The 17,602-nt window shown below is 28.7% G+C and carries 26 protein-coding genes and 1 tRNA gene; all 27 read right to left on the bottom strand.

What is annotated here, in order from left to right; translation table 11 throughout:
- Positions 1-249: 249 nt before the first annotated feature.
- Positions 250-1,056 (bottom strand): hypothetical protein, encoded by an 807-nt coding sequence (locus tag IC214_RS10345; protein ID WP_009888838.1) that lies wholly within the window; start codon positions 1,054-1,056, stop codon positions 250-252.
- Positions 1,057-1,165: 109 nt separating this feature from the next.
- Positions 1,166-1,456 carry an HK97 gp10 family phage protein gene (locus IC214_RS10340; protein WP_227866624.1) on the bottom strand — a complete coding sequence of 97 codons (291 nt, stop codon included), beginning with the start codon at positions 1,454-1,456 and terminating at the stop codon, positions 1,166-1,168.
- Positions 1,456-1,818 carry a hypothetical protein gene (locus IC214_RS10335; RefSeq protein ID WP_227866623.1) on the bottom strand — a complete coding sequence of 121 codons (363 nt, stop codon included), beginning with the start codon at positions 1,816-1,818 and terminating at the stop codon, positions 1,456-1,458. The genes IC214_RS10340 and IC214_RS10335 overlap by 1 nt, the downstream gene beginning before the upstream one ends.
- The gene (locus IC214_RS10330; RefSeq protein ID WP_227831619.1) at positions 1,812-2,222 is read right to left on the bottom strand and encodes a hypothetical protein; all 411 of its coding nucleotides are present in this window, start codon (positions 2,220-2,222) and stop codon (positions 1,812-1,814) included. Before IC214_RS10330 ends, IC214_RS10335 begins: the two co-directional genes overlap by 7 nt.
- Before the next feature lie 9 nt (positions 2,223-2,231).
- Positions 2,232-2,525, bottom strand: a complete 294-nt coding sequence (locus tag IC214_RS10325) for a hypothetical protein (protein ID WP_227866622.1) — start codon at positions 2,523-2,525, stop codon at positions 2,232-2,234.
- Between the two features lie 17 nt (positions 2,526-2,542).
- Positions 2,543-3,436, bottom strand: coding sequence for a capsid protein (locus tag IC214_RS10320; protein WP_227866621.1), 894 nt, complete (start codon positions 3,434-3,436; stop codon positions 2,543-2,545).
- 17 nt (positions 3,437-3,453) lie between these two features.
- Entirely contained in the window at positions 3,454-4,020 is a 567-nt protein-coding gene (locus IC214_RS10315; protein WP_227866620.1) for a phage scaffolding protein, read from the bottom strand.
- A gap of 44 nt (positions 4,021-4,064) precedes the next feature.
- Positions 4,065-4,292: a hypothetical protein gene (locus IC214_RS10310; protein ID WP_227831623.1), complete on the bottom strand. Its 228-nt coding sequence runs from the start codon at positions 4,290-4,292 to the stop codon at positions 4,065-4,067.
- Positions 4,293-4,333: 41 nt separating this feature from the next.
- Positions 4,334-4,531, bottom strand: a complete 198-nt coding sequence (locus IC214_RS10305) for a hypothetical protein (RefSeq protein ID WP_227834926.1) — start codon at positions 4,529-4,531, stop codon at positions 4,334-4,336.
- Positions 4,532-4,939, bottom strand: a complete 408-nt coding sequence (locus IC214_RS10300; RefSeq protein ID WP_227834927.1) for a hypothetical protein — start codon at positions 4,937-4,939, stop codon at positions 4,532-4,534.
- A gap of 73 nt (positions 4,940-5,012) precedes the next feature.
- Positions 5,013-5,261 (bottom strand): hypothetical protein, encoded by a 249-nt coding sequence (locus IC214_RS10295; protein ID WP_227836527.1) that lies wholly within the window; start codon positions 5,259-5,261, stop codon positions 5,013-5,015.
- A gap of 1 nt (position 5,262) precedes the next feature.
- Positions 5,263-6,798 (bottom strand): minor capsid protein, encoded by a 1,536-nt coding sequence (locus IC214_RS10290; protein WP_227866619.1) that lies wholly within the window; start codon positions 6,796-6,798, stop codon positions 5,263-5,265.
- Positions 6,788-8,227 carry a phage portal protein gene (locus IC214_RS10285; protein WP_227866618.1) on the bottom strand — a complete coding sequence of 480 codons (1,440 nt, stop codon included), beginning with the start codon at positions 8,225-8,227 and terminating at the stop codon, positions 6,788-6,790. Before IC214_RS10285 ends, IC214_RS10290 begins: the two co-directional genes overlap by 11 nt.
- A gap of 5 nt (positions 8,228-8,232) precedes the next feature.
- Complete coding sequence (locus IC214_RS10280) at positions 8,233-9,474, bottom strand: PBSX family phage terminase large subunit (RefSeq protein ID WP_227866617.1); 1,242 nt, start codon at positions 9,472-9,474, stop codon at positions 8,233-8,235.
- Positions 9,464-10,147: a phage terminase small subunit gene (terS, locus tag IC214_RS10275; protein WP_227866696.1), complete on the bottom strand. Its 684-nt coding sequence runs from the start codon at positions 10,145-10,147 to the stop codon at positions 9,464-9,466. Before terS ends, IC214_RS10280 begins: the two co-directional genes overlap by 11 nt.
- 99 nt (positions 10,148-10,246) lie before the next feature.
- On the bottom strand, positions 10,247-10,510 hold the full coding sequence (locus IC214_RS10270; RefSeq protein ID WP_054270442.1) for a hypothetical protein: 264 nt from the start codon (positions 10,508-10,510) through the stop codon (positions 10,247-10,249).
- 216 nt (positions 10,511-10,726) lie between these two features.
- Positions 10,727-11,467, bottom strand: a complete 741-nt coding sequence (locus IC214_RS10265; protein WP_227866616.1) for a hypothetical protein — start codon at positions 11,465-11,467, stop codon at positions 10,727-10,729.
- Positions 11,468-11,595: 128 nt separating this feature from the next.
- A complete protein-coding gene (locus IC214_RS10260; RefSeq protein ID WP_227866615.1) occupies positions 11,596-12,666 on the bottom strand; it encodes a hypothetical protein in 1,071 nt (356 codons plus the stop codon).
- Between the two features lie 210 nt (positions 12,667-12,876).
- Positions 12,877-12,953 (bottom strand) — tRNA-Ile (locus tag IC214_RS10255).
- 318 nt (positions 12,954-13,271) lie between these two features.
- On the bottom strand, positions 13,272-13,754 hold the full coding sequence (locus tag IC214_RS10250; protein WP_021365848.1) for a hypothetical protein: 483 nt from the start codon (positions 13,752-13,754) through the stop codon (positions 13,272-13,274).
- 151 nt (positions 13,755-13,905) lie between these two features.
- Entirely contained in the window at positions 13,906-14,760 is an 855-nt protein-coding gene (locus tag IC214_RS10245; protein WP_227866614.1) for an ORF6C domain-containing protein, read from the bottom strand.
- A gap of 101 nt (positions 14,761-14,861) precedes the next feature.
- Positions 14,862-15,269 (bottom strand): RusA family crossover junction endodeoxyribonuclease, encoded by a 408-nt coding sequence (locus tag IC214_RS10240; protein WP_227866613.1) that lies wholly within the window; start codon positions 15,267-15,269, stop codon positions 14,862-14,864.
- A 137-nt stretch (positions 15,270-15,406) separates the two neighbouring features.
- Positions 15,407-15,988, bottom strand: a complete 582-nt coding sequence (locus tag IC214_RS10235; protein ID WP_227866612.1) for a DUF3850 domain-containing protein — start codon at positions 15,986-15,988, stop codon at positions 15,407-15,409.
- A gap of 22 nt (positions 15,989-16,010) precedes the next feature.
- Complete coding sequence (locus tag IC214_RS10230; RefSeq protein WP_227866611.1) at positions 16,011-16,280, bottom strand: hypothetical protein; 270 nt, start codon at positions 16,278-16,280, stop codon at positions 16,011-16,013.
- 82 nt (positions 16,281-16,362) lie between these two features.
- Complete coding sequence (locus IC214_RS10225) at positions 16,363-16,686, bottom strand: DUF1827 family protein (RefSeq protein ID WP_227834398.1); 324 nt, start codon at positions 16,684-16,686, stop codon at positions 16,363-16,365.
- Positions 16,687-16,703: 17 nt separating this feature from the next.
- Positions 16,704-16,877: a hypothetical protein gene (locus IC214_RS10220; protein WP_227866610.1), complete on the bottom strand. Its 174-nt coding sequence runs from the start codon at positions 16,875-16,877 to the stop codon at positions 16,704-16,706.
- A complete protein-coding gene (locus IC214_RS10215; RefSeq protein WP_227866609.1) occupies positions 16,874-17,599 on the bottom strand; it encodes a phosphoadenosine phosphosulfate reductase family protein in 726 nt (241 codons plus the stop codon). The genes IC214_RS10220 and IC214_RS10215 overlap by 4 nt, the downstream gene beginning before the upstream one ends.
- Between the last annotated feature and the right edge of the window lie 3 nt (positions 17,600-17,602).

The following is a 17,602-nucleotide window of genomic DNA, read 5'->3' as shown; positions in this document are numbered from 1 at the left end:
TAACCCATCCCTTGCCATTTTTAGTTCTATGACCAAATTCAACATATGCATTTTGTTATCCTAAAGGCTTTTTATCCTCTAGCTCTTATAGTTTCCTATAAGTTCGGCGTACATCATCAACAAAATAAACTTTATTTAGTTGCCCAGCACTCTTGGAGAGATTATATTTATTCACTCTCTACGCTCTACGGAAACCTATAGCCTATTCGCAATCTATAGGTTTTCCTCGGTATTGGCATATATAATTAATTAAATATTTTTCCATGTTCTTCTATGGACTATATTTGATATAGATGAATATGTTACAGGATATATTTCACTTAGTTGTTTTATTGTATATCCATCAGAATACTTTTTTCTAATTTCTTTTACATCCTCAATAGATAACTTAGCTCTGCTTTCTTCAATAATCTTAACTTTTTCTATAAGCTTATTTCCTACTAATCCCTTAGAATATCTACTTCTTAAGCAAGAGTATGAAATACCTGTTTTTTCAGAAAGCTCTATCAATGTAATTTCTTTTTCTTCATGCTTTACTAATATATTTGTTGACCTATTTCTACATTGTGTCTTTATATCCACCCATCTACAATTGCTTGATTCATAATTTCCTTCATTATTTATTCTATCAATTGTAAGTTTCTCTGAATATCCATTACTCAATGCCCAATTTGCAAAATTATCATAGCAAAACCATTCATCACACACAATTATATTCCTTTCACCATATCTATTGTATCTTTTATTATTTTTATCTGTACATCTAGATATTATACCCTTCCATATACTGTAAAGTCTTTTATTTTGAACCTTATATTTCTTTTTAAATTGGTATTTGTCTGTTAAATTTAATTTATCTTGTTCTTTTTTTAAACATCCACAAGATTGTACTAAGCCACTAGTTAAAGAGTCAGTTCTTATTTCTTTGAAATTTCCACAATCACACTTACATAACCAATATTTTCTATTTCTTTTACCGCTTTTTATCTCTTTAGAAAATTTAATGACTCTTAGCCTTCCAAATTTTTTTCCTGTAATATCTAAAAATTTTGCCATAAAATCACCTCTTTTATACATTATAAATCAAGAGTTATTCTATGTCCATATTCTACCTACTTTATAATGTAACACTATTACACTTAGCGTTTACCGATTTTGCTGGGTTTTATATGCCCCATTGTGTTAAGGCATATTCAGTTGGATTAACAACTTCTATAATATAATTATTGCCTTGCTTAAATACAGGAAGTGACCTCGCATAAGCTACTCCACTCCAGCCTTCTCTTAGAAATCCTGTATCAACTGGTGTTCTTCTAATTACTTTTCCTAGTAACCTTGCTGCTAATTCTCTTGCTGCATCTTTACAAAATTTATCTAAATCAATCTTTGTAAATTTCTCCATCCTTTTACAAGCTCTTTTAAACTCTCTAAAATCAACACTACCCCATCTAGCCATTATGCTTTATCCTTAAACATTTCCAATATTACCTCTTGATGATTTGGATATATCGCAGATTCACCACTTCTTACATACTCTTTTGTAACATTATTTTGATTAGTTATAATAAGCTTAGAACCTGCTTTAATGCTTATATTTGGAGATATAAAGAGTTTAATAACTTGCTCTAGTTTAGCTACTATTCCATCTGTAACTGATGTAATATTTTTATATGAAAGCTTGCATGGTTGTTTTTCTAATACAACTATTTCCTTATTGTTAGTTCGTTTTGTAATATAGTCTTTAATTGATTGATATTCTACTATAGTGCATTTATCTCTATATAACATTTCTATTGCTTTCCTTGATTTGTTTACCATCTCAAACACCTAAAGGTTAATATTTTATCTTTACCATAAGTAGTAAGGTATGCTATAAGACTGTCAAATCGTTGTTCGGGTGTTTGTGAGCCACTCCCTATAGCAAAATCTACCTTTGTATCACCTTCTTCTATAGACTTTTCTACAGCTTCAAAATTAAGGTTTTCTATATCTAGTTGCCCCATATTCTTCTTAGTAAATAGAAATTCTCCAACTATCATATCTACTTCAATTTCTTTTAATTCAATAGGAATAACATTTATATTACAATCTAGTTTAATGATATTCTCTATCTTTTCTTTAACAAAATCTATTAACCACTTGTCTCCATCTTTTAATACATATCCAAAACCTTCAAGTCTTTTTTCTATATTGTCAATCATGTTATCAGCTTCTTTTTTCATAACATACACCTACTTTTTGTTAGACTTATTTTTTTCTGTAGGTTCTGCTTTTTCTATAGATTGGATATCTTTTTCCTCTAAAGTTTTTACTTTATCTTTAAGCTGCTTATTTTCTTCTTCTAAAGATTCTACTTTATTTCTTAAAATATTATTTTCAGCTACCAAATCTTTTATATTTAATGACTTACCATACTTTATTGCCTTACCAGTTTCATCTATTAAGTCATATCCCATCTCCAAGAAATCATCTATTCTACATTCTTCTATAGTTAGTATTCTATTTAGTTTTTTTACTTGTGGCACTATATATCACTCCTTTTCTACGCTTCAACAACAAATTGTATTGCATCAGCTTTTTTATTTAATATAAATACATCCTCAAAACTTTCTTCAAAGTACAAGTATTTTCCTTCTGTAACTGCTCTTGGTTCATCTAATGTAGAGAATTGATAAGAAACTGGTGTAATTATTGAACTTGGATGTATTAAGGACATAAATATTTGCTTAGCTCCTGCACCTGCTTTCCAGCCAGTAGTAAAGTCATATACTGTTTTCATAAGATTAGATGGCACTTTAACTATCTTAACTGAATCAATATCAGTTGTTTGACGATTAAGAGAAGTCCCTCCATCTTTTATATTTACAGTTCTTTGTATCTCTTTTGCATTCTTGATTAAAGTGTCAACTCCTGGTGTAACATATAATATTCTTCCAACAGCAGGTACTCTAGCTTCTGTCATTTTTTCCATTAACTTATCAAAAACCTCTAAGATATTTGCTGTTGTAAGAGAGGTTGTCTCTGCTGTGTTACCTAGAGCTGTCCAGTCTGCATATATTTTAGATATGCAGTAAGCATCCATCTCAGGGAATTTTTGTTCTTCATTGTATACTTGAGTTATATTACCTATTGAAGCTACATAATTAGTTTGGTCAATATCTGCTGGATGAACTAATGTTGACCATTTTCTTTGATTCGTTAGTACTTTAGGTTCCCAGGCATTGTCATAATTTCTTTGAGCTGCTGTTATTGTATCTCTGTTTGAATCAACTCTCCCAGTCGTGCTTATAGTTGGTATTTCTATTGTTTTAGAACCAGTCCATCTGTATCTACCATTATTTTCTGTAGCATATAATTCTCCAAAATGTAGTACATATGGATAAGCCTGTGCTAGAGCTTGTGAGTATTCCTTTGCGTATTCTAATGGTTGTGCCATATTCTTATTCCTCCTAGTTATTGTTTATTATTTTCATGTGGTTTTACACCATTGAAGTTAAATTTAAATCCAGTTGATTTTAATTGCGCATCTCCTGGTGTTATAGTATCTGTTTTAGGTTCTTCACCTTCTAGTGTTGCATTAAATAAATAATCTTTATCTTGTTTCAAAGGATTTATCTGTTCTTCAAAAGCCTTTTGTCTATCCTTACTATTTCTTAGTGCTTCCATGTCTAAATGAGCTTTTAATGCTATTTCATCTCTACATTTAACAGATTTAAAAGCATCACCTAACCAATAATTAAAGTCTTTTTCTTCAATTTCTTTTTTGTAAGTTTCTTCTAAAGTTTTCTTATCAGTTTCATAAGTTGTTTTTAAGTTATCTACATCTTCTTTTGTCATACCTCCTTCAAACTTTTTAATAGTTTCATTAGCTGTATTTAATTGTGTTTCAAGATTTGTATAATCTTCTTGAGTAACTGTAGTCTCTTTTATTTTCTTTTCTATAGACTTTTGAAGAGAAGCTATATCAATTTTGTTATCCTCTATTTTTATTCCTTCTAGTAATTCTTTTAACCAATCCATTTTTAATATCTCCTTTCATTTTTTACAAAATAAAAAAGCCCTATCTAGGACTTACTAAAACCAATATTATTATTCTCATCACAATTATTTATTGATATAGCTTCTATTTGTGATAAATCTATTATTGTTGTTCCATCTTCATCTAAATACCCTTTCAAATCCCTACCTGAGTCAGCTTCAATAAAATCTTGCATTAACTTATCAGCAACATCTTCATCTACTATTCCAGATATGCTATTACCACTTTTAAACCAAATCATATATTCTTTCAATAATACACCCTCCTTCTATTTCTTGCAAAATAAAAAACTTCTTAAAGACTTTCATCTAATGATTTATTTAGCTCTTCTCTTACTCTCTTTAAAATTTCATCAGAAATTTTATTTATATTAGACTCATATTCTTTTCTTAAACTTTTAAGATAGATTTTAAAGACTATATTGCCTGTAACATACATAAATACTGTAATACTTAAACATATACTTATTATTTGCAACAACAGATAAAGCATTTATTCATCCTCCTTAATTCCTATAAGTTCAAATGTAAATTTTGCGTTCTTTAATGGTATTCTTCTCAAATATTCAAATTCTTCATTATGAATTTTTGTCATTAATCTTAGTTTTTCATCCTCTAAATCCTCATAATACTTTTCAAATTCACCACACGTACAAGAATAAATTTTGCCTTCACTATCTTTTATAATAAAATCTCCATTAGTTGCCCTAATAACTCCATTTCTATATTTTATACAGATAGTTTTCTTTACTTCACCTTTACGATTCATAGAATTTAAAGATTCATCAAGCCATATAGTTCCTTTTTCAAAAGCTTGATAAAACCATCTGGGAGTGTTTGTACTTCCTAATATCCATTTGAAGGCTTCTACTTCCTCGGATTTCCTTTTAAATTTAGACATATTATTTATCACCCTCTCAATAAATTTTCACATAATAAAAGCACCTACTAATTTACCATTTAAGTAAGTGCTTTTACATATTTACTATTTGTATATCTTTCCATAAATCCTTTAGTAATTTACCATCAATGTTGTAATTATCAACCATATCCTTACCATCTTTATAATACTTTGTATCTCCATCAGGACAAATGGTAATAAATCTTGTATCATCATCTCCAATAGATATATTATATGGTTTACTATATAAATCGAATTCTATATCTAATCCTAAATCAATAGAATTAATTAAATGTTGTAAATTCTTAAATTTATTATCCATTTTATTCTCCTTTCAAAATATCTTTGTTAGCTATTTTATGAGCCTTTGTAAGCTCCATATCCTTCTCTCTTTTTACCTTATCATGGTTATTTTCATCAGCTAACCAATCATGTTTATGAGGTACAATTTTGTGTTGCTTTGGGTTTCTATGGTCAGTTAAATCTAAATCTAATCTAGGTTTTCCTGTATTACCATAGTATCTTCTTTGAATTAATTTACCATCTTTGTAATTATCAAATACACTATTTGGTTTTGATTCAAATGGCACTGAATGAACACTTCCACTAGTTAAATTTCTCTGATTCTTAACTTGCCAATTTACATCTTTATAAAGCTTTTTAGCTTCCTCATACCTTATATTATCATTATACTTCATATGTTGGTATTCATCAAATTTAGAAGGTATTTCATTTCCTAATACTTTTTTATATTCCTTAAACTGTTTTCTATCTTTACTCTCATTTAGTTGCATTTTTCTAAGAGTATCAGCTTTTTCTTTTCCAAGTCTATCCTCAATATGTTTCTTATACCATTCTTTGTACTTCATATCTGATGGAACATAATAAGTTTTACCATCTTCTCCTCTTGCTGCTCTATAACCTTCTTCATCACTAAAAAATGGAGCTGTTGTTGTCCTACAATGACAATGAAACGGCGGAGCTGTAACTCCAACTTGATAATCTTTCATATTAAATATTTTACCATCTAATTCTCTACATATATTTGAAGTTCTTAAATCTAGTGTAGCAACTATCTCATATTTCTCTACATCTAAGTCATTAAAACAATCTTTTCTTGAAGCTGATGCAAAAAAAGCTGATTCAGTCATTATTAAATTCTTAGCTTGGGATTTAGATACATTAAACATCTTAGCAAAGTCATTTACTAGATTTTTAGGATTTTCACCTCTAATAATTGATTGAGTTAATTTAGTGTGTAACTCATTGATTAAAGCAGACCTATGCTTACCCCAAATTCTTTCTGAGAAATTTAACCCATCACTGGTCCATGGCTTAGAAATAACTTTATTTATTTTATTAGTATCTAAAGACATTAAGCTCCAACCAACATTTATTCCTTGTTGAACATTAAAAGCTGTGTGATAATATTCACTTGTATAAATATCTCTCATTAACCTATCAATGCTATCAAGTTCATTTCCATAAAGCACTTCTACTTGTTGTTGTATTTGTAGTTTTAAAGCTTCAAGCCTCGTTATATGAACCCTTGCACTAGCATTCTCTAACTCTTTCATCCACTTTTGATTTATAGCATTTTCTTTACCATACTTAATATATTCTTCAACACTCCATTTAAACTCTTCTAGTTCTCTTTTATTTAACAGTTTCTTAACTTCTAATAAAGAAATCCCCTCATTTTGAGCAAATCTATTGTACCATACAAGTATATCTTTTTCTATACTAGTCATAGCTAGTTTATATTGTTTTTCTAATTCAAGATAGTATTTTACACTTTTATTATTCTGAGCTTCTTCTAATTGTTCAAATCTCTTCCTCCAATAATCTTTATGTTTCATCTATAACACCATCTTCATTATTAGGAATTAAATCATCATATTCTTTTTGAGTCTCTTCCTGTTTTTTAAGTCTCTCGAGTTCGTCGTTTACATCTTCAACCCAAGGATGATTACTAACAATAGTTTCATCTGATATAATTCCAGTTGATTTAGAAGCCATGTCTATTTTTTCAGATTCATTTATTATCATAGAATGATTAAATGTTATTTGAACTGACTTATAATCATAGCTCTTACTACTACTTATCTTTAAATACTCACATACAAACCACAAAAATTCTCTAATTGCTTTTTTAAACTTCTTTTCAGTCTTGGAACATTTTAAATCAAGTAGTGAATATAAAAATTTAAGTGCTACACCCGATTTGTCACCTGTGTTTTGAGACTCGGGATTAACTCCTTGACCAAAAATAATTATATTCTTTTCTAATCTGTCAAGAAGCTCCTTTTTAGCTTCAATAGGTATACTTATCTCTAGCTTGTCAACTCCTCCTCCACCATCTACTTTAATTGATTTATAGTATCTTATATTATCTATAAACTCTTGTAGACTTGTTCCTGGATATTCTTTTAATACATAAATAACCTCTTGTATTTCATCTAAGTTATCTGCTAGTGTAGAAATATTATTGTCATATATATCTATTAATGATTTATAGAAAGTTAAATCTGAGACACACTTTTCATTGTTTTTAAAAGGTATAAAAGGTACTTTGCCCCATCCTTGCTCTTTATTATTTACTTTGAAATGTCCTTCTTGTATCTCTGTTAATTTCCCAAATTCATCATACAAAAGCTCTTGAACAAAACTATTCCCTCTTTCAATAAAGTAAGTTACGTCATTTTCTGTATAGTACTCAACTCTTTTTATCTTGTTACCATCTATATCTTCAATGTAGTAAAACCTAATAAATGCAACTAATTCCCTCTGTCTTTTACTATCCCAAATAGGAATAGCTTCCTCAGCAGGTATTATTACATATTTAAACTCACCCTTTCTGTCAATATATGGATGTAACCATTCAATACCTTTATTACTAGCATTAAGGTATAGTTCTGTTATTGTATCGTCAAATTCTTCCCCTAATAATTCATTTAAAAGCTTAGTGAGATTGTCATCATCTGCATTAAATACAATAGGATTCCCAACACTATAACCCACTTTTTGGTCAACTAAAAACTTATGATAGTTATTAACTGCTTTATTATTAACCTTAGTGAAATCCTCGACCTTAGAACCATCTAAAAGATAGTATCTTCTTTTGTTCTTTATCTTTGCTCTTCCATAATAATATTCTTCTCCTTCTTTGTACTGCTCCGGTCTATGTTTTAAGATGTAGTGCTCTATAACATTAATTAAGTTAAAAGTACTCTCTTTTTTAAGTTGAGCTTTTATCAAATCTGCTTCACTTATATAAATATTCAACACCTCCTTTACTTCAAGAAGCTTATTCCATTATTTTTAAGTTTATTATCTATAGAATATCTAAGAGCTGCCATTGCATCATCCATAAATTCAACTGGTTCATCAAGATATAACCCTGTTCTTTCATCTTGTTTCCATTTCCATTGTTGAATTTCTTTTATTGTATTGGTGCAACTAGGATGTACATGTATTCTTAACTGTTTTAAATAATCTATTTGAGCTTTAACACTTCCAGGTCCTTTTTTAACTCCTTTGGCTTTATATCCTGCACTTTTCCACATCTTAATTCTGTCTGGTTCAGCACTATCACAGTACATAAATAGATTCTTTTCTAAACCTTTACTATTTGCAATTCTTATTATTTCCGATGTATCCATTTCATGTACATATATTTCATTGCATATATATAACTCTCCATCCTTAAATCCGATTCTAAGTACTACATTTGCATGGTTAAATCCAAAGTCTTGTGATAACCTCATATTATCAAAGTATTCAAATTCTGTAGGAAATTCATGTATAACATAATTTTTAAGTATTGCTCCACCAGTTTCTCCCCATTCTCCAAGTCCATATACTCTATAACCTTCGGGGTCTTGCTCTTTTCTCATTTGCATTCTTCTATAGTAAGCTTCATCAATGAATCTATTTTGTAGATAAGTACTATGATGAGTGAATATATCATCATTTTTATAATCAAAATATTTTCTTTTTATCCAATGAGTGGCTGAAACTGGATTGAATGTAAATGTCATTTGATAATACAAATTAGGATTAGTTAAAATACCTCTTAAGCGGTCGTCTAGTATGTCTATGTCACTTTCCATAAGTTCTGTAGCTTCTTCACACCAAACCCATGTTAACTTACCTTTTGAGAAGTTGATTGACTTTAATTTTTCTCTCTGTTTTGCATCATTAACTCCTCTGAAAATTATAGAATTACCAGTAACCTTACTTTTGATTTCTAAAGGATTTAAAGTTGTTTTCCAATACTTATCAGCTTGTTTACCATAAATACGATTTATAGCTCCTGTAAGTTCTGCATATGTTGAATATTTGTGTGTAGCTTCTGATTTTCTAACTACTAATAAGTTAGCTCCTTGGTACTTTTTATCTCCTAACTTTAGTATATAATCCTGTGCTACATTAACAGATTTTCCACTACCTGCTGAACCTTTCATTGCTCTGTATCTTTTTTTAGTAAAGTTAGCTTCTCTAAAAGATGGATTAAATTGTACTCTAGTTATCATTAGAATCACCATAATCTATTACTATTTTTAATTCATCATTTTCGTCATCAGTTCTATTAAGTTCTCTTACTTCACATTTTAACTTCTCAACTCTATTTTTCTGCTCCTCTGTAGCCAAATTCCAATCCTTATGAATCATTTCATCATACTGCTTTATAAGGCTCCTTAACTCACTCATAGCCCTACTCTGTGCATTAAGAAAAGATGCTTGCCTATCCCATGCAAATTGAAATTCATACTCTATCTTCTCACCATTTTCTGTACTTTCATGTTTCTTTAATTCCTTAATCATTTCTTCTTTATCTTTAACATACATTATCTTTTGTGCTCTTATTATTGCTGCATATTGAATGGTTATCTGTTCCCAAAGAATATCGAATTTATCTTTATTCTTTATCTCATTAATTAGGTCTTGAGTTTCTTCGGGTAAGTATTTTGAGAAGAAACCGAATTTTTCAGCATTTTTATTGCCAGGTGGACCAGTGGCATTTTTATTACCTATGGGTGCACCCCTTTTATTTTTAGGTGCACTCTTCTTTTTTTCACTAGACCAATTGTATCTCTTAATCCATGACTTTAAAGTATTTAAACTAATATCATATTTTGCTGATATTTCCTTTTGTTTCATACCTTTTAGGTAATCTTGTTTTACCTTTTCTTTGACATTTTGCACATCACCACCTCGTTCGTTTGTCGTTTTGGGTATAAAAAAAGAACTCATTTGGAGTTCTTTTATATAACTTTAATCAATTTTTGAAATCTACTATTAGAGTTATTCTTCATCTTCTTCTGCCATTAACTTTTCCATTGCTTGTATAACTCTCTTGTAGTCATCTGTCCCTATTGGATATGATGGACTTCTACGTCCAGATATTTTTCCACCATAAGACATTTGTACTTTTAAAACTCTATGAGGAGCATCTTCCCATATTTCTGTCCCAATAGATACAACATACTCTGCATTTCCATGTGCATGCAATTCAGATGCCTTTACCCTAATAATTTTTTCGTTTTCAGGAGTAAAAACTTTCGCCATAATATAATCACTTCCTTCCTAATAATATCATAGTGCTATATGACTATAGTAAAGTCAAGCAATATCTACTATTGCTTAGAATTTAATTTTACTAGCCTTTTTAATTCATTTGTCAAGCAATCTCTTACCCATATTTCAATCTTAATTAATCCTTCTTCTTTTATTCTGTATTCATATTTAGCAACATCACCTCCTCATTTTTTATACTACTAATAATTAATCAAACATTATATCTATTTTTCCTTTTATTTCAAAATAATCATCTATCATTGTTTTCTTAATATATTCCATGAATACCTCATCTCTTTGTATTCCATAAATAAAAACTAACATTATATGCCATGTTACCAATTCATCACATTCTTCAAAATCATAAACCTCTAAACTCTCAACAAATTTGTTAAATTCCTTAGTTGTTACTTTATTTATTTTTTCAAATGAGATTAATACAAAATAAAATACATTAATATAGATTTTTTTAATTTCAGAGTATCTATAGCATAAACTTTCACAAATTTTTATATATGTTTCAAACATGTATTTATAATTGTAATTGTTTTCTTTAGATTCACAGTCCTTTATTTTTTCTATCTGAATAGGCCCTGAAACACTACTCATAATTTTACTTTGGAATTCTTCATTCTTAGAACTTATATTTTCCAATTTATTAGTTGCACCTTCAACATTTCCAACTATATCTTCTAATTTTTTAGATATATTTAAAAGATTATCTTTAGTGTTATCTGACTTAGTCTCTCCTATTAAAGTTAGTATAATCGCTAGAATTGATAATATTATTCCTGATAAAGTTGCTCCAAATGCCACTTGAGAAGCTAATTCTTTATTATCATGACCTATCATTGTAAACAAAACTACTACCAATAATACCAAAATGAATATACAATACCCCATATGTATTTTTACTTTTTCAAAATCTTTTTCTTTATTCCCTATCATCCTCATCCCCTCCAAAGTATAAAATTCAACTTCAAAGGTCAATATCCTTCAACAATCGTTCGACAACTACAAAATAATTCTAAATATTTACTTAAAATAAAAAGACCCTCTTTTTAGGGTCTCTGCTATTATATATTATAATTATCTTCTTCCAATAATAAATCTATATATACATTTTCTAATACACTTATGATATTTATATTTTGTTTTTCTTTTATTATTATTTTTTTCATTTTTTTCTCTTTTTTATTAGTTTTTGAAAGCTCTTTAATTGCCATATATGCAAATATAAGCATAGCAATTCCTATAATCTCAACTAAAGAGTTTATAATATAACTTTTATCAACTAAAGACCCTGTAAATTTATTTTCAACTTTATCAGAACCGTTCCATTGAGTAAAATTTATAAAAAAAGTACCTATATTCATAACAACAAGAAGTAATGTAAGCATAACTGTTGCTAATGCCCTCTCTTCATTATTATCTATTAAACTTCTATTCATTTGAATTTCTTCTCTTTTTATTCTAAGAATATTTACTCGTTTAATTTTTTCTTCTTTTGAAAGTTTTCCTTTGTGACTAGTATAAAATAACTCATATTTGTACTTCATATCTGATACATCCATTTGATTATTTTTTACTATTATTAATCTATATTCATTGATTGTTTCCTTTCTAAAAACATATTTCCAATATTCCTTATTTATAATATTTATTATAGTTGTGCATAATCCCATCAAGAATAATTTTGCAGTAATTTGATATATTTCTTTTTTGCTGTTCTCAATTATCTCCACCTTTATAATTTTCTTTTTCTCCATTTTATAAAGTAGTTGTTCCATTATTCCATTTGTCGTGGTTGTTAGTATTTCATGTTCGCATCTTTTTAAATACTGCTCAAAAGAATCTAATCCCTTTGAAACAATTTCTTTACGTATACGTCTTGAAGGCTTATTGTTTTTAAAGTTATTTCTCAATAAAAGTCTGACATACATTTTAAAAGAAATAGATTGGCAAAGCTTACATTTTTTTTCAATTAAAAAATCATTTATCCTTACAACTCCTATGTTATATACTCTAATTCCGACAAATATCATAAATAATAGAAGTAAAAAAAACATTTTATCTATAACAAATACACCTATAAGCAATATTGCCATACTAAGTAAGAATACCATTGAGTAAATTTGCTTTTTCAATAAATCAGCTCCTCTATATAATTATATTTATACTTTATATAGATTCTACTTTCATAGTATTTTTCCTTTTTTTTACTAAATAATATATTTTTTCTTATTTTAAAACATAATTCTTATCTTTTCTCTTAAATCACTACTACCTCTCTTATACTTCATAAAAGACTAAGCTTACCCAAACTTAGTCTTTTTATGGGGGAGGTATATACTTTTTGGTAACAGTAATAGGAATCGAACCTACGACCTTTCGAGTATAAATCGAATGCTCTAACCATCTGAGCTATACTGCTATGTTGAGTGAGGTTACCAAGCCCCACACGATTTTTAGACCTCTGAATTAAGATACAAAATATAAAATTTTGCCCTCAATTTCTCTACTTTTTAGTGTATCCGTTAGATTAATATTTGAACATAGTTAGAATTGAACTAACAACATCCTCATGCCCTGCCTAGTCTGTTCATATAAGCTAGGGCAATCCCTTGACCCTAGCCTAATATATATTAAGTTTTGAGAGGGAAATCTTTATTTCCACAATATTATTATCTCACGTTTTTGCCAATAAAAAGTCTCACGATAGTCTCCAAAAAGTCTCAAAATAGTCTCATTTTTAAGCTTTCCATGAAAAAATGGGCAATTCAAACTCTTTTATTTTCGGATATAACATATCCATGATTTTGCAAACTATTCTTTTTCTTATTCTAAAGCAATGACTTCTATCTATGTGCATAGCATTAGACATATAATCCATGTTAATTTTTTCATTGTTCATGTACATTTCATTGAAGAACTCTGTTTCAAAGCTATTTAAACTTGTTAATGCACATTCTATAGTTTCTTTTTCAATCTCTAGTGTTTTCTTATCTTCTTTTAATCTATTTAAATCCTCTTCTCTTTTAATAACTTCATTTTCCACACTTGAACTTATATTATAAGTAGGTCCTGTTTTTTCTTCATAACTTTGAGCCTTACATCCGCAAAACTCGTTTTCTAACTTTTTAATATATATATCTTTTATTCTTATTTGACTTTCTAATTTTTTATAGTTATATAATCTTCCCTCAACCTCTTGGAATAGTGTCTTTTTATTCATACTTCCACACTCCTATCAATTATTTATGTTATAATAATATTTGTATATAAAAGTTTTATATTTTTGACAAGTGGAGTGTGAAAGCACTCCTTTTCTTTTTAATTAACCTATTGAAGGTTTTCCCCTTTAAAGAGGGAAAGTCTTCCCTGTCTTAACTTACTATTGATAATTGACTATTTAATAATCTTATTTCTTCTTCAAGAACTGTAGGTAGCTTATAATTATCTACTATTTCCAGTACTTTATCTAACTGACAACGCTTTATAGCCTTGTAACTTTCTACTCCAAATTCTCGTTTAATTTGATGATATATATCACTATAAACTTTACCTCTTAGAGATTTATTTTTATAAGCCCTACTACCATGTCCTCCTAGTGATTTTGTTGCTATTCTCTTAACTTCTTTAACAATACTCTCACACTCTATATTGAATAACGGAGCATCATCCATAAAGTTTTCTAACTTCTCATTAACACTCTCTATTTTAGTTTCTAAGACTTCTTGTTTCTTATCTAGCATAAATATAGCTTGTAACTCCTTTGATGCACTTAAAAGAGGATTATTTAATTCTTTTCTCATAGAGAAATATCCATCAACTATTTTCTCGTATTGTTCCCAAGCCTTATCATCTTCCAGTATTTTAAGTAGCTTTGAATAACCTCTCTCAGATAACAAATAAATATTTCTTGACTGATTAAAAGATTGTTTACTATATCCAACATCTTCATAACCTAATCCTTTTGAAGGATTAGCCTTTAAATCACCTAGTCGTTCAGAACGACTCACTTTTAAATCTATAATATCTACATTTGTTTTAAATCTCTTTATATTACTATTAATTAGTTCATTTACATGTTTAAGTTCTCTATTATGTATCTCAGCTATATCCTTTACTAACATTGCTTTCTTGCCTTTTCCAAACCCACCCTCAATATCATGAAATTTCATTCCCTCAACTTCTAAAGTTCCAAGTACTGTTATTTCTTTATTTATGTTTTTATTCATGGTCTATCTCTCCTTTATCATTTGATATATTCTTTGTTTAGCTTTTTCACATTTTTATGAAAAATTGAGTACCTAATCTAACAAACAGATTTTTCCATTGGTTAAATAGCATCTTCCAATACAACTTCAATCCTCGGCTTATCACTATAATATTTACTAGCTACAACCTCAACTATCTGTGTATCATCCTTATAAGCTATCTCATTAAGTGAATCAGCTACCACTTTGATAACATTATCAATATCGGGTTTCTTACTAGGTCTTAACACATTATTTCTTTTCTGCTCTTTAACTTTTTTACTATTACTTTTAGCTATAGAATAATAGCATCTTAAAGTCATTTTTATGTATCCATCAAAGCAATGTTTGACTTTAGATTGATATAGCCATTTTATTAGGTCCTCATAATCTCTAGTTTTATTAGGTGTATATGTTCTTTTAGCGTAAGTATTCATTCTTGGTCTTTCTTTCCCAACTGGCTCTCCATCTATTACAAGAAAAACTTTCATTTTTTCACCTTCTTAGCCTTCTTTCTACATTCCTTACAACAATAAATATCCTTAGATTTTTCCTTAATATAAAATAATTTTCCACACCAACTGCATCTTCTTCGTTTCATAGAATCACTTCCTATTTAGCATAAATCTTATAGTTCTAAGTGAGAGTTTATTTTTATTAGTTCTTTTTCTAAAATCTCCAAACACTTATTCTTATTTTTTAAAATACTATTTTCAGAACAACATCTTGTTGTAATGCCAGTTGGAATATGAGTAACTCTAACAGAATAATTTTCATCTTTTGCAAAAGCTATTTTTAAATCTTTAGGATGTACAGTATATCCGTTTTCTAATTCATATAGCTCATTTTTACCTTCAATATAATTCTCACACTCTTTTAAGTTATTAATTTCAATTCTTTCAAGCATACACATATCTTCAAAGTAATTTTTACACTTAGAATTTTCACAATATATATTATTCAAATCTATCCCTCCTATAAATCCCATACCCAAAACTACATATTCATCTTGTAGATACTTACTGTCATCAAGTACATAAGCAATTTCTTTTTCTATCTCAAGACCTGTATATTTTTCTCCATCAAACTCTTGCAATATCAACAAGTCACCTTTTTTAAAATTTCTATCTTTCTTCCTAACCTCAAAAATTTCTCTCCCATTTACAACTTCTTTAAAATATTGAGGTAGTATTTTTAATTCATGTATCATAAGCTCACACCCTTTAAAAGTTTTAGTCTATTTCACCTTTTTCAACTTGTTCACATTCTATTTGAGATATAACTTTTTTATATGCTATTTGACCTTGCCATTCGTTTACTATAGCATCTTCAATATCTTGTACAAATATAGCTAATTTGCCATTTACATTTGCTATTTTTAAATATATAAGTTTATGTGTATTCTTCTTTTCTACCCACATAGTCACTTCCTTATTTTCTTCCAAACATAGATTATTTAGATATATCTCATTATTTATCTTATATATTTGAGTAGTAATCATACAATCACCTCTTTATAAGTCAAAGTAAGTCTATAGACTTTTAGTTTCATTCACAAACTTACCTTGACTATTTATTTTACAATTATTTAGTTGGAACTGCATTATCCTCTATTTCCCAAAGATGAAAGCAATTTTCATGTAAATTTATATATTCTTCTTTTGGTGGTAATATCTGTACTATAGTCTTATTTGGTTTCATTAATTTATATCTAACATACTTAATTTCATTCCAATTAGGAAATCTTTTTTCATTTGATATAGTTAGATGCTCTTTTCCATTTTCAACTGAATATATAACATTGCTCCCAGTATCCATATTATATATTTTCACATTTTTAGCCCCTAATCTTTCAAGCGATTCTTTTGCAAGAATGGACCTATCATTTTTATTCTCAACTAATAACATTTTATTCCCTCCAAATTTTATAAATAATTTTCTGCTTCCTTCTTCAACCATATTTTATGTGCTGTATCACAATCTTCACTTTTACAATCTCTATTATTGTTTTTGCAACTTTTACAAATCTCTTTCCCAAATTCCTTATACACTTCTCTTTCATCAAGATTCTTTGACTCGCACATTTCTTTATTAGTCATATGAGCACCTTCTCTGTTTGAAAGAAACTTATTTGTCTTTCATTTTCTATATCTTCATTACTAAATCTTCTTTCTAGGTCATGTACTGTGACCCCATTAGCTCTAAAAGGTACAGGACTATCTCTATCCAACTTAAGCATCTTTTGCCACAAAATAGGATAGTATTTTCTTAGTGTTTTAAGACTCTCTAAGCTTTGTTTAGGACATAAGTAACAACCTGTTCGCTTAAATCTATGATGTATTTCATAGCAAAAACCTTTTTCTTCTAAATACTTCAAACAATCACTTTCGGTCATTTTTTCTTCATAAAGAGGTGCTATACAATTATTCTCTAGTCTTTTATACCTGCTTGGTTCATCAAAGGCAATTCCAATGTACCTTTTATGTTCTCCAACCGAATTGAAATATTTATTAGCAGGAGCAAGCTTTAATCTGCTATTACACCATGCCCCTAGAGTATACGGAAAACCCCATATTTGCCCTTTATGTTTGCCTTTTCCATTTACAGTATAAAAGTATTCTTCAAAGGTTTTTTCTGCTTTAATTCTTGTTATTTTAAAGTTTATTCTTTTCTCAAAATCATCTATTATATCATAAATTTCTTTAAATTCTAGTCCTGTATCTATGAAAATAATCTCGTTTAATGGAAGTCCTTTTTCTAATATTAAAAGAAGCATTGCAGCTGAATCTTTTCCTCCACTAAAACTTGCAATATACTTCATAAA

Origin of the sequence: Clostridioides sp. ES-S-0190-01 (genome assembly GCF_020658275.1) — a bacterium.
Taxonomy (GTDB): domain Bacteria; phylum Bacillota; class Clostridia; order Peptostreptococcales; family Peptostreptococcaceae; genus Clostridioides.
Note: the sequence above shows the minus strand (reverse complement) of the source record. Positions and strands in the feature narration are given on the sequence as shown.

Excerpts from the sequence above, each read along its gene's own strand:
- IC214_RS10245 (WP_227866614.1), bottom strand. The coding sequence starts at position 14,760 with ATGAATAAAAACATAAATAAAGAAATAACAGTACTTGGAACTTTAGAA.
- IC214_RS10220 (WP_227866610.1), bottom strand. The coding sequence starts at position 16,877 with ATGACTAATAAAGAAATGTGCGAGTCAAAGAATCTTGATGAAAGAGAA.
- IC214_RS10295 (WP_227836527.1), bottom strand. The coding sequence starts at position 5,261 with ATGGATAATAAATTTAAGAATTTACAACATTTAATTAATTCTATTGAT.
- IC214_RS10215 (WP_227866609.1), bottom strand. The coding sequence starts at position 17,599 with ATGAAGTATATTGCAAGTTTTAGTGGAGGAAAAGATTCAGCTGCAATG.
- IC214_RS10235 (WP_227866612.1), bottom strand. The coding sequence starts at position 15,988 with ATGATACATGAATTAAAAATACTACCTCAATATTTTAAAGAAGTTGTA.
- IC214_RS10250 (WP_021365848.1), bottom strand. The coding sequence starts at position 13,754 with ATGAATAAAAAGACACTATTCCAAGAGGTTGAGGGAAGATTATATAAC.
- IC214_RS10280 (WP_227866617.1), bottom strand. The coding sequence starts at position 9,474 with ATGATAACTAGAGTACAATTTAATCCATCTTTTAGAGAAGCTAACTTT.
- IC214_RS10265 (WP_227866616.1), bottom strand. The coding sequence starts at position 11,467 with ATGATAGGGAATAAAGAAAAAGATTTTGAAAAAGTAAAAATACATATG.
- IC214_RS10225 (WP_227834398.1), bottom strand. The coding sequence starts at position 16,686 with ATGTTATTAGTTGAGAATAAAAATGATAGGTCCATTCTTGCAAAAGAA.
- IC214_RS10305 (WP_227834926.1), bottom strand. The coding sequence starts at position 4,531 with ATGCTTTATCTGTTGTTGCAAATAATAAGTATATGTTTAAGTATTACA.
- IC214_RS10340 (WP_227866624.1), bottom strand. The coding sequence starts at position 1,456 with ATGGCTAGATGGGGTAGTGTTGATTTTAGAGAGTTTAAAAGAGCTTGT.
- IC214_RS10240 (WP_227866613.1), bottom strand. The coding sequence starts at position 15,269 with ATGAAAGTTTTTCTTGTAATAGATGGAGAGCCAGTTGGGAAAGAAAGA.
- IC214_RS10300 (WP_227834927.1), bottom strand. The coding sequence starts at position 4,939 with ATGTCTAAATTTAAAAGGAAATCCGAGGAAGTAGAAGCCTTCAAATGG.
- IC214_RS10330 (WP_227831619.1), bottom strand. The coding sequence starts at position 2,222 with ATGAAAAAAGAAGCTGATAACATGATTGACAATATAGAAAAAAGACTT.
- IC214_RS10320 (WP_227866621.1), bottom strand. The coding sequence starts at position 3,436 with ATGGCACAACCATTAGAATACGCAAAGGAATACTCACAAGCTCTAGCA.
- IC214_RS10290 (WP_227866619.1), bottom strand. The coding sequence starts at position 6,798 with ATGAAACATAAAGATTATTGGAGGAAGAGATTTGAACAATTAGAAGAA.
- IC214_RS10230 (WP_227866611.1), bottom strand. The coding sequence starts at position 16,280 with ATGATTACTACTCAAATATATAAGATAAATAATGAGATATATCTAAAT.
- IC214_RS10315 (WP_227866620.1), bottom strand. The coding sequence starts at position 4,020 with ATGGATTGGTTAAAAGAATTACTAGAAGGAATAAAAATAGAGGATAAC.
- IC214_RS10345 (WP_009888838.1), bottom strand. The coding sequence starts at position 1,056 with ATGGCAAAATTTTTAGATATTACAGGAAAAAAATTTGGAAGGCTAAGA.
- IC214_RS10270 (WP_054270442.1), bottom strand. The coding sequence starts at position 10,510 with ATGGCGAAAGTTTTTACTCCTGAAAACGAAAAAATTATTAGGGTAAAG.
- IC214_RS10335 (WP_227866623.1), bottom strand. The coding sequence starts at position 1,818 with ATGGTAAACAAATCAAGGAAAGCAATAGAAATGTTATATAGAGATAAA.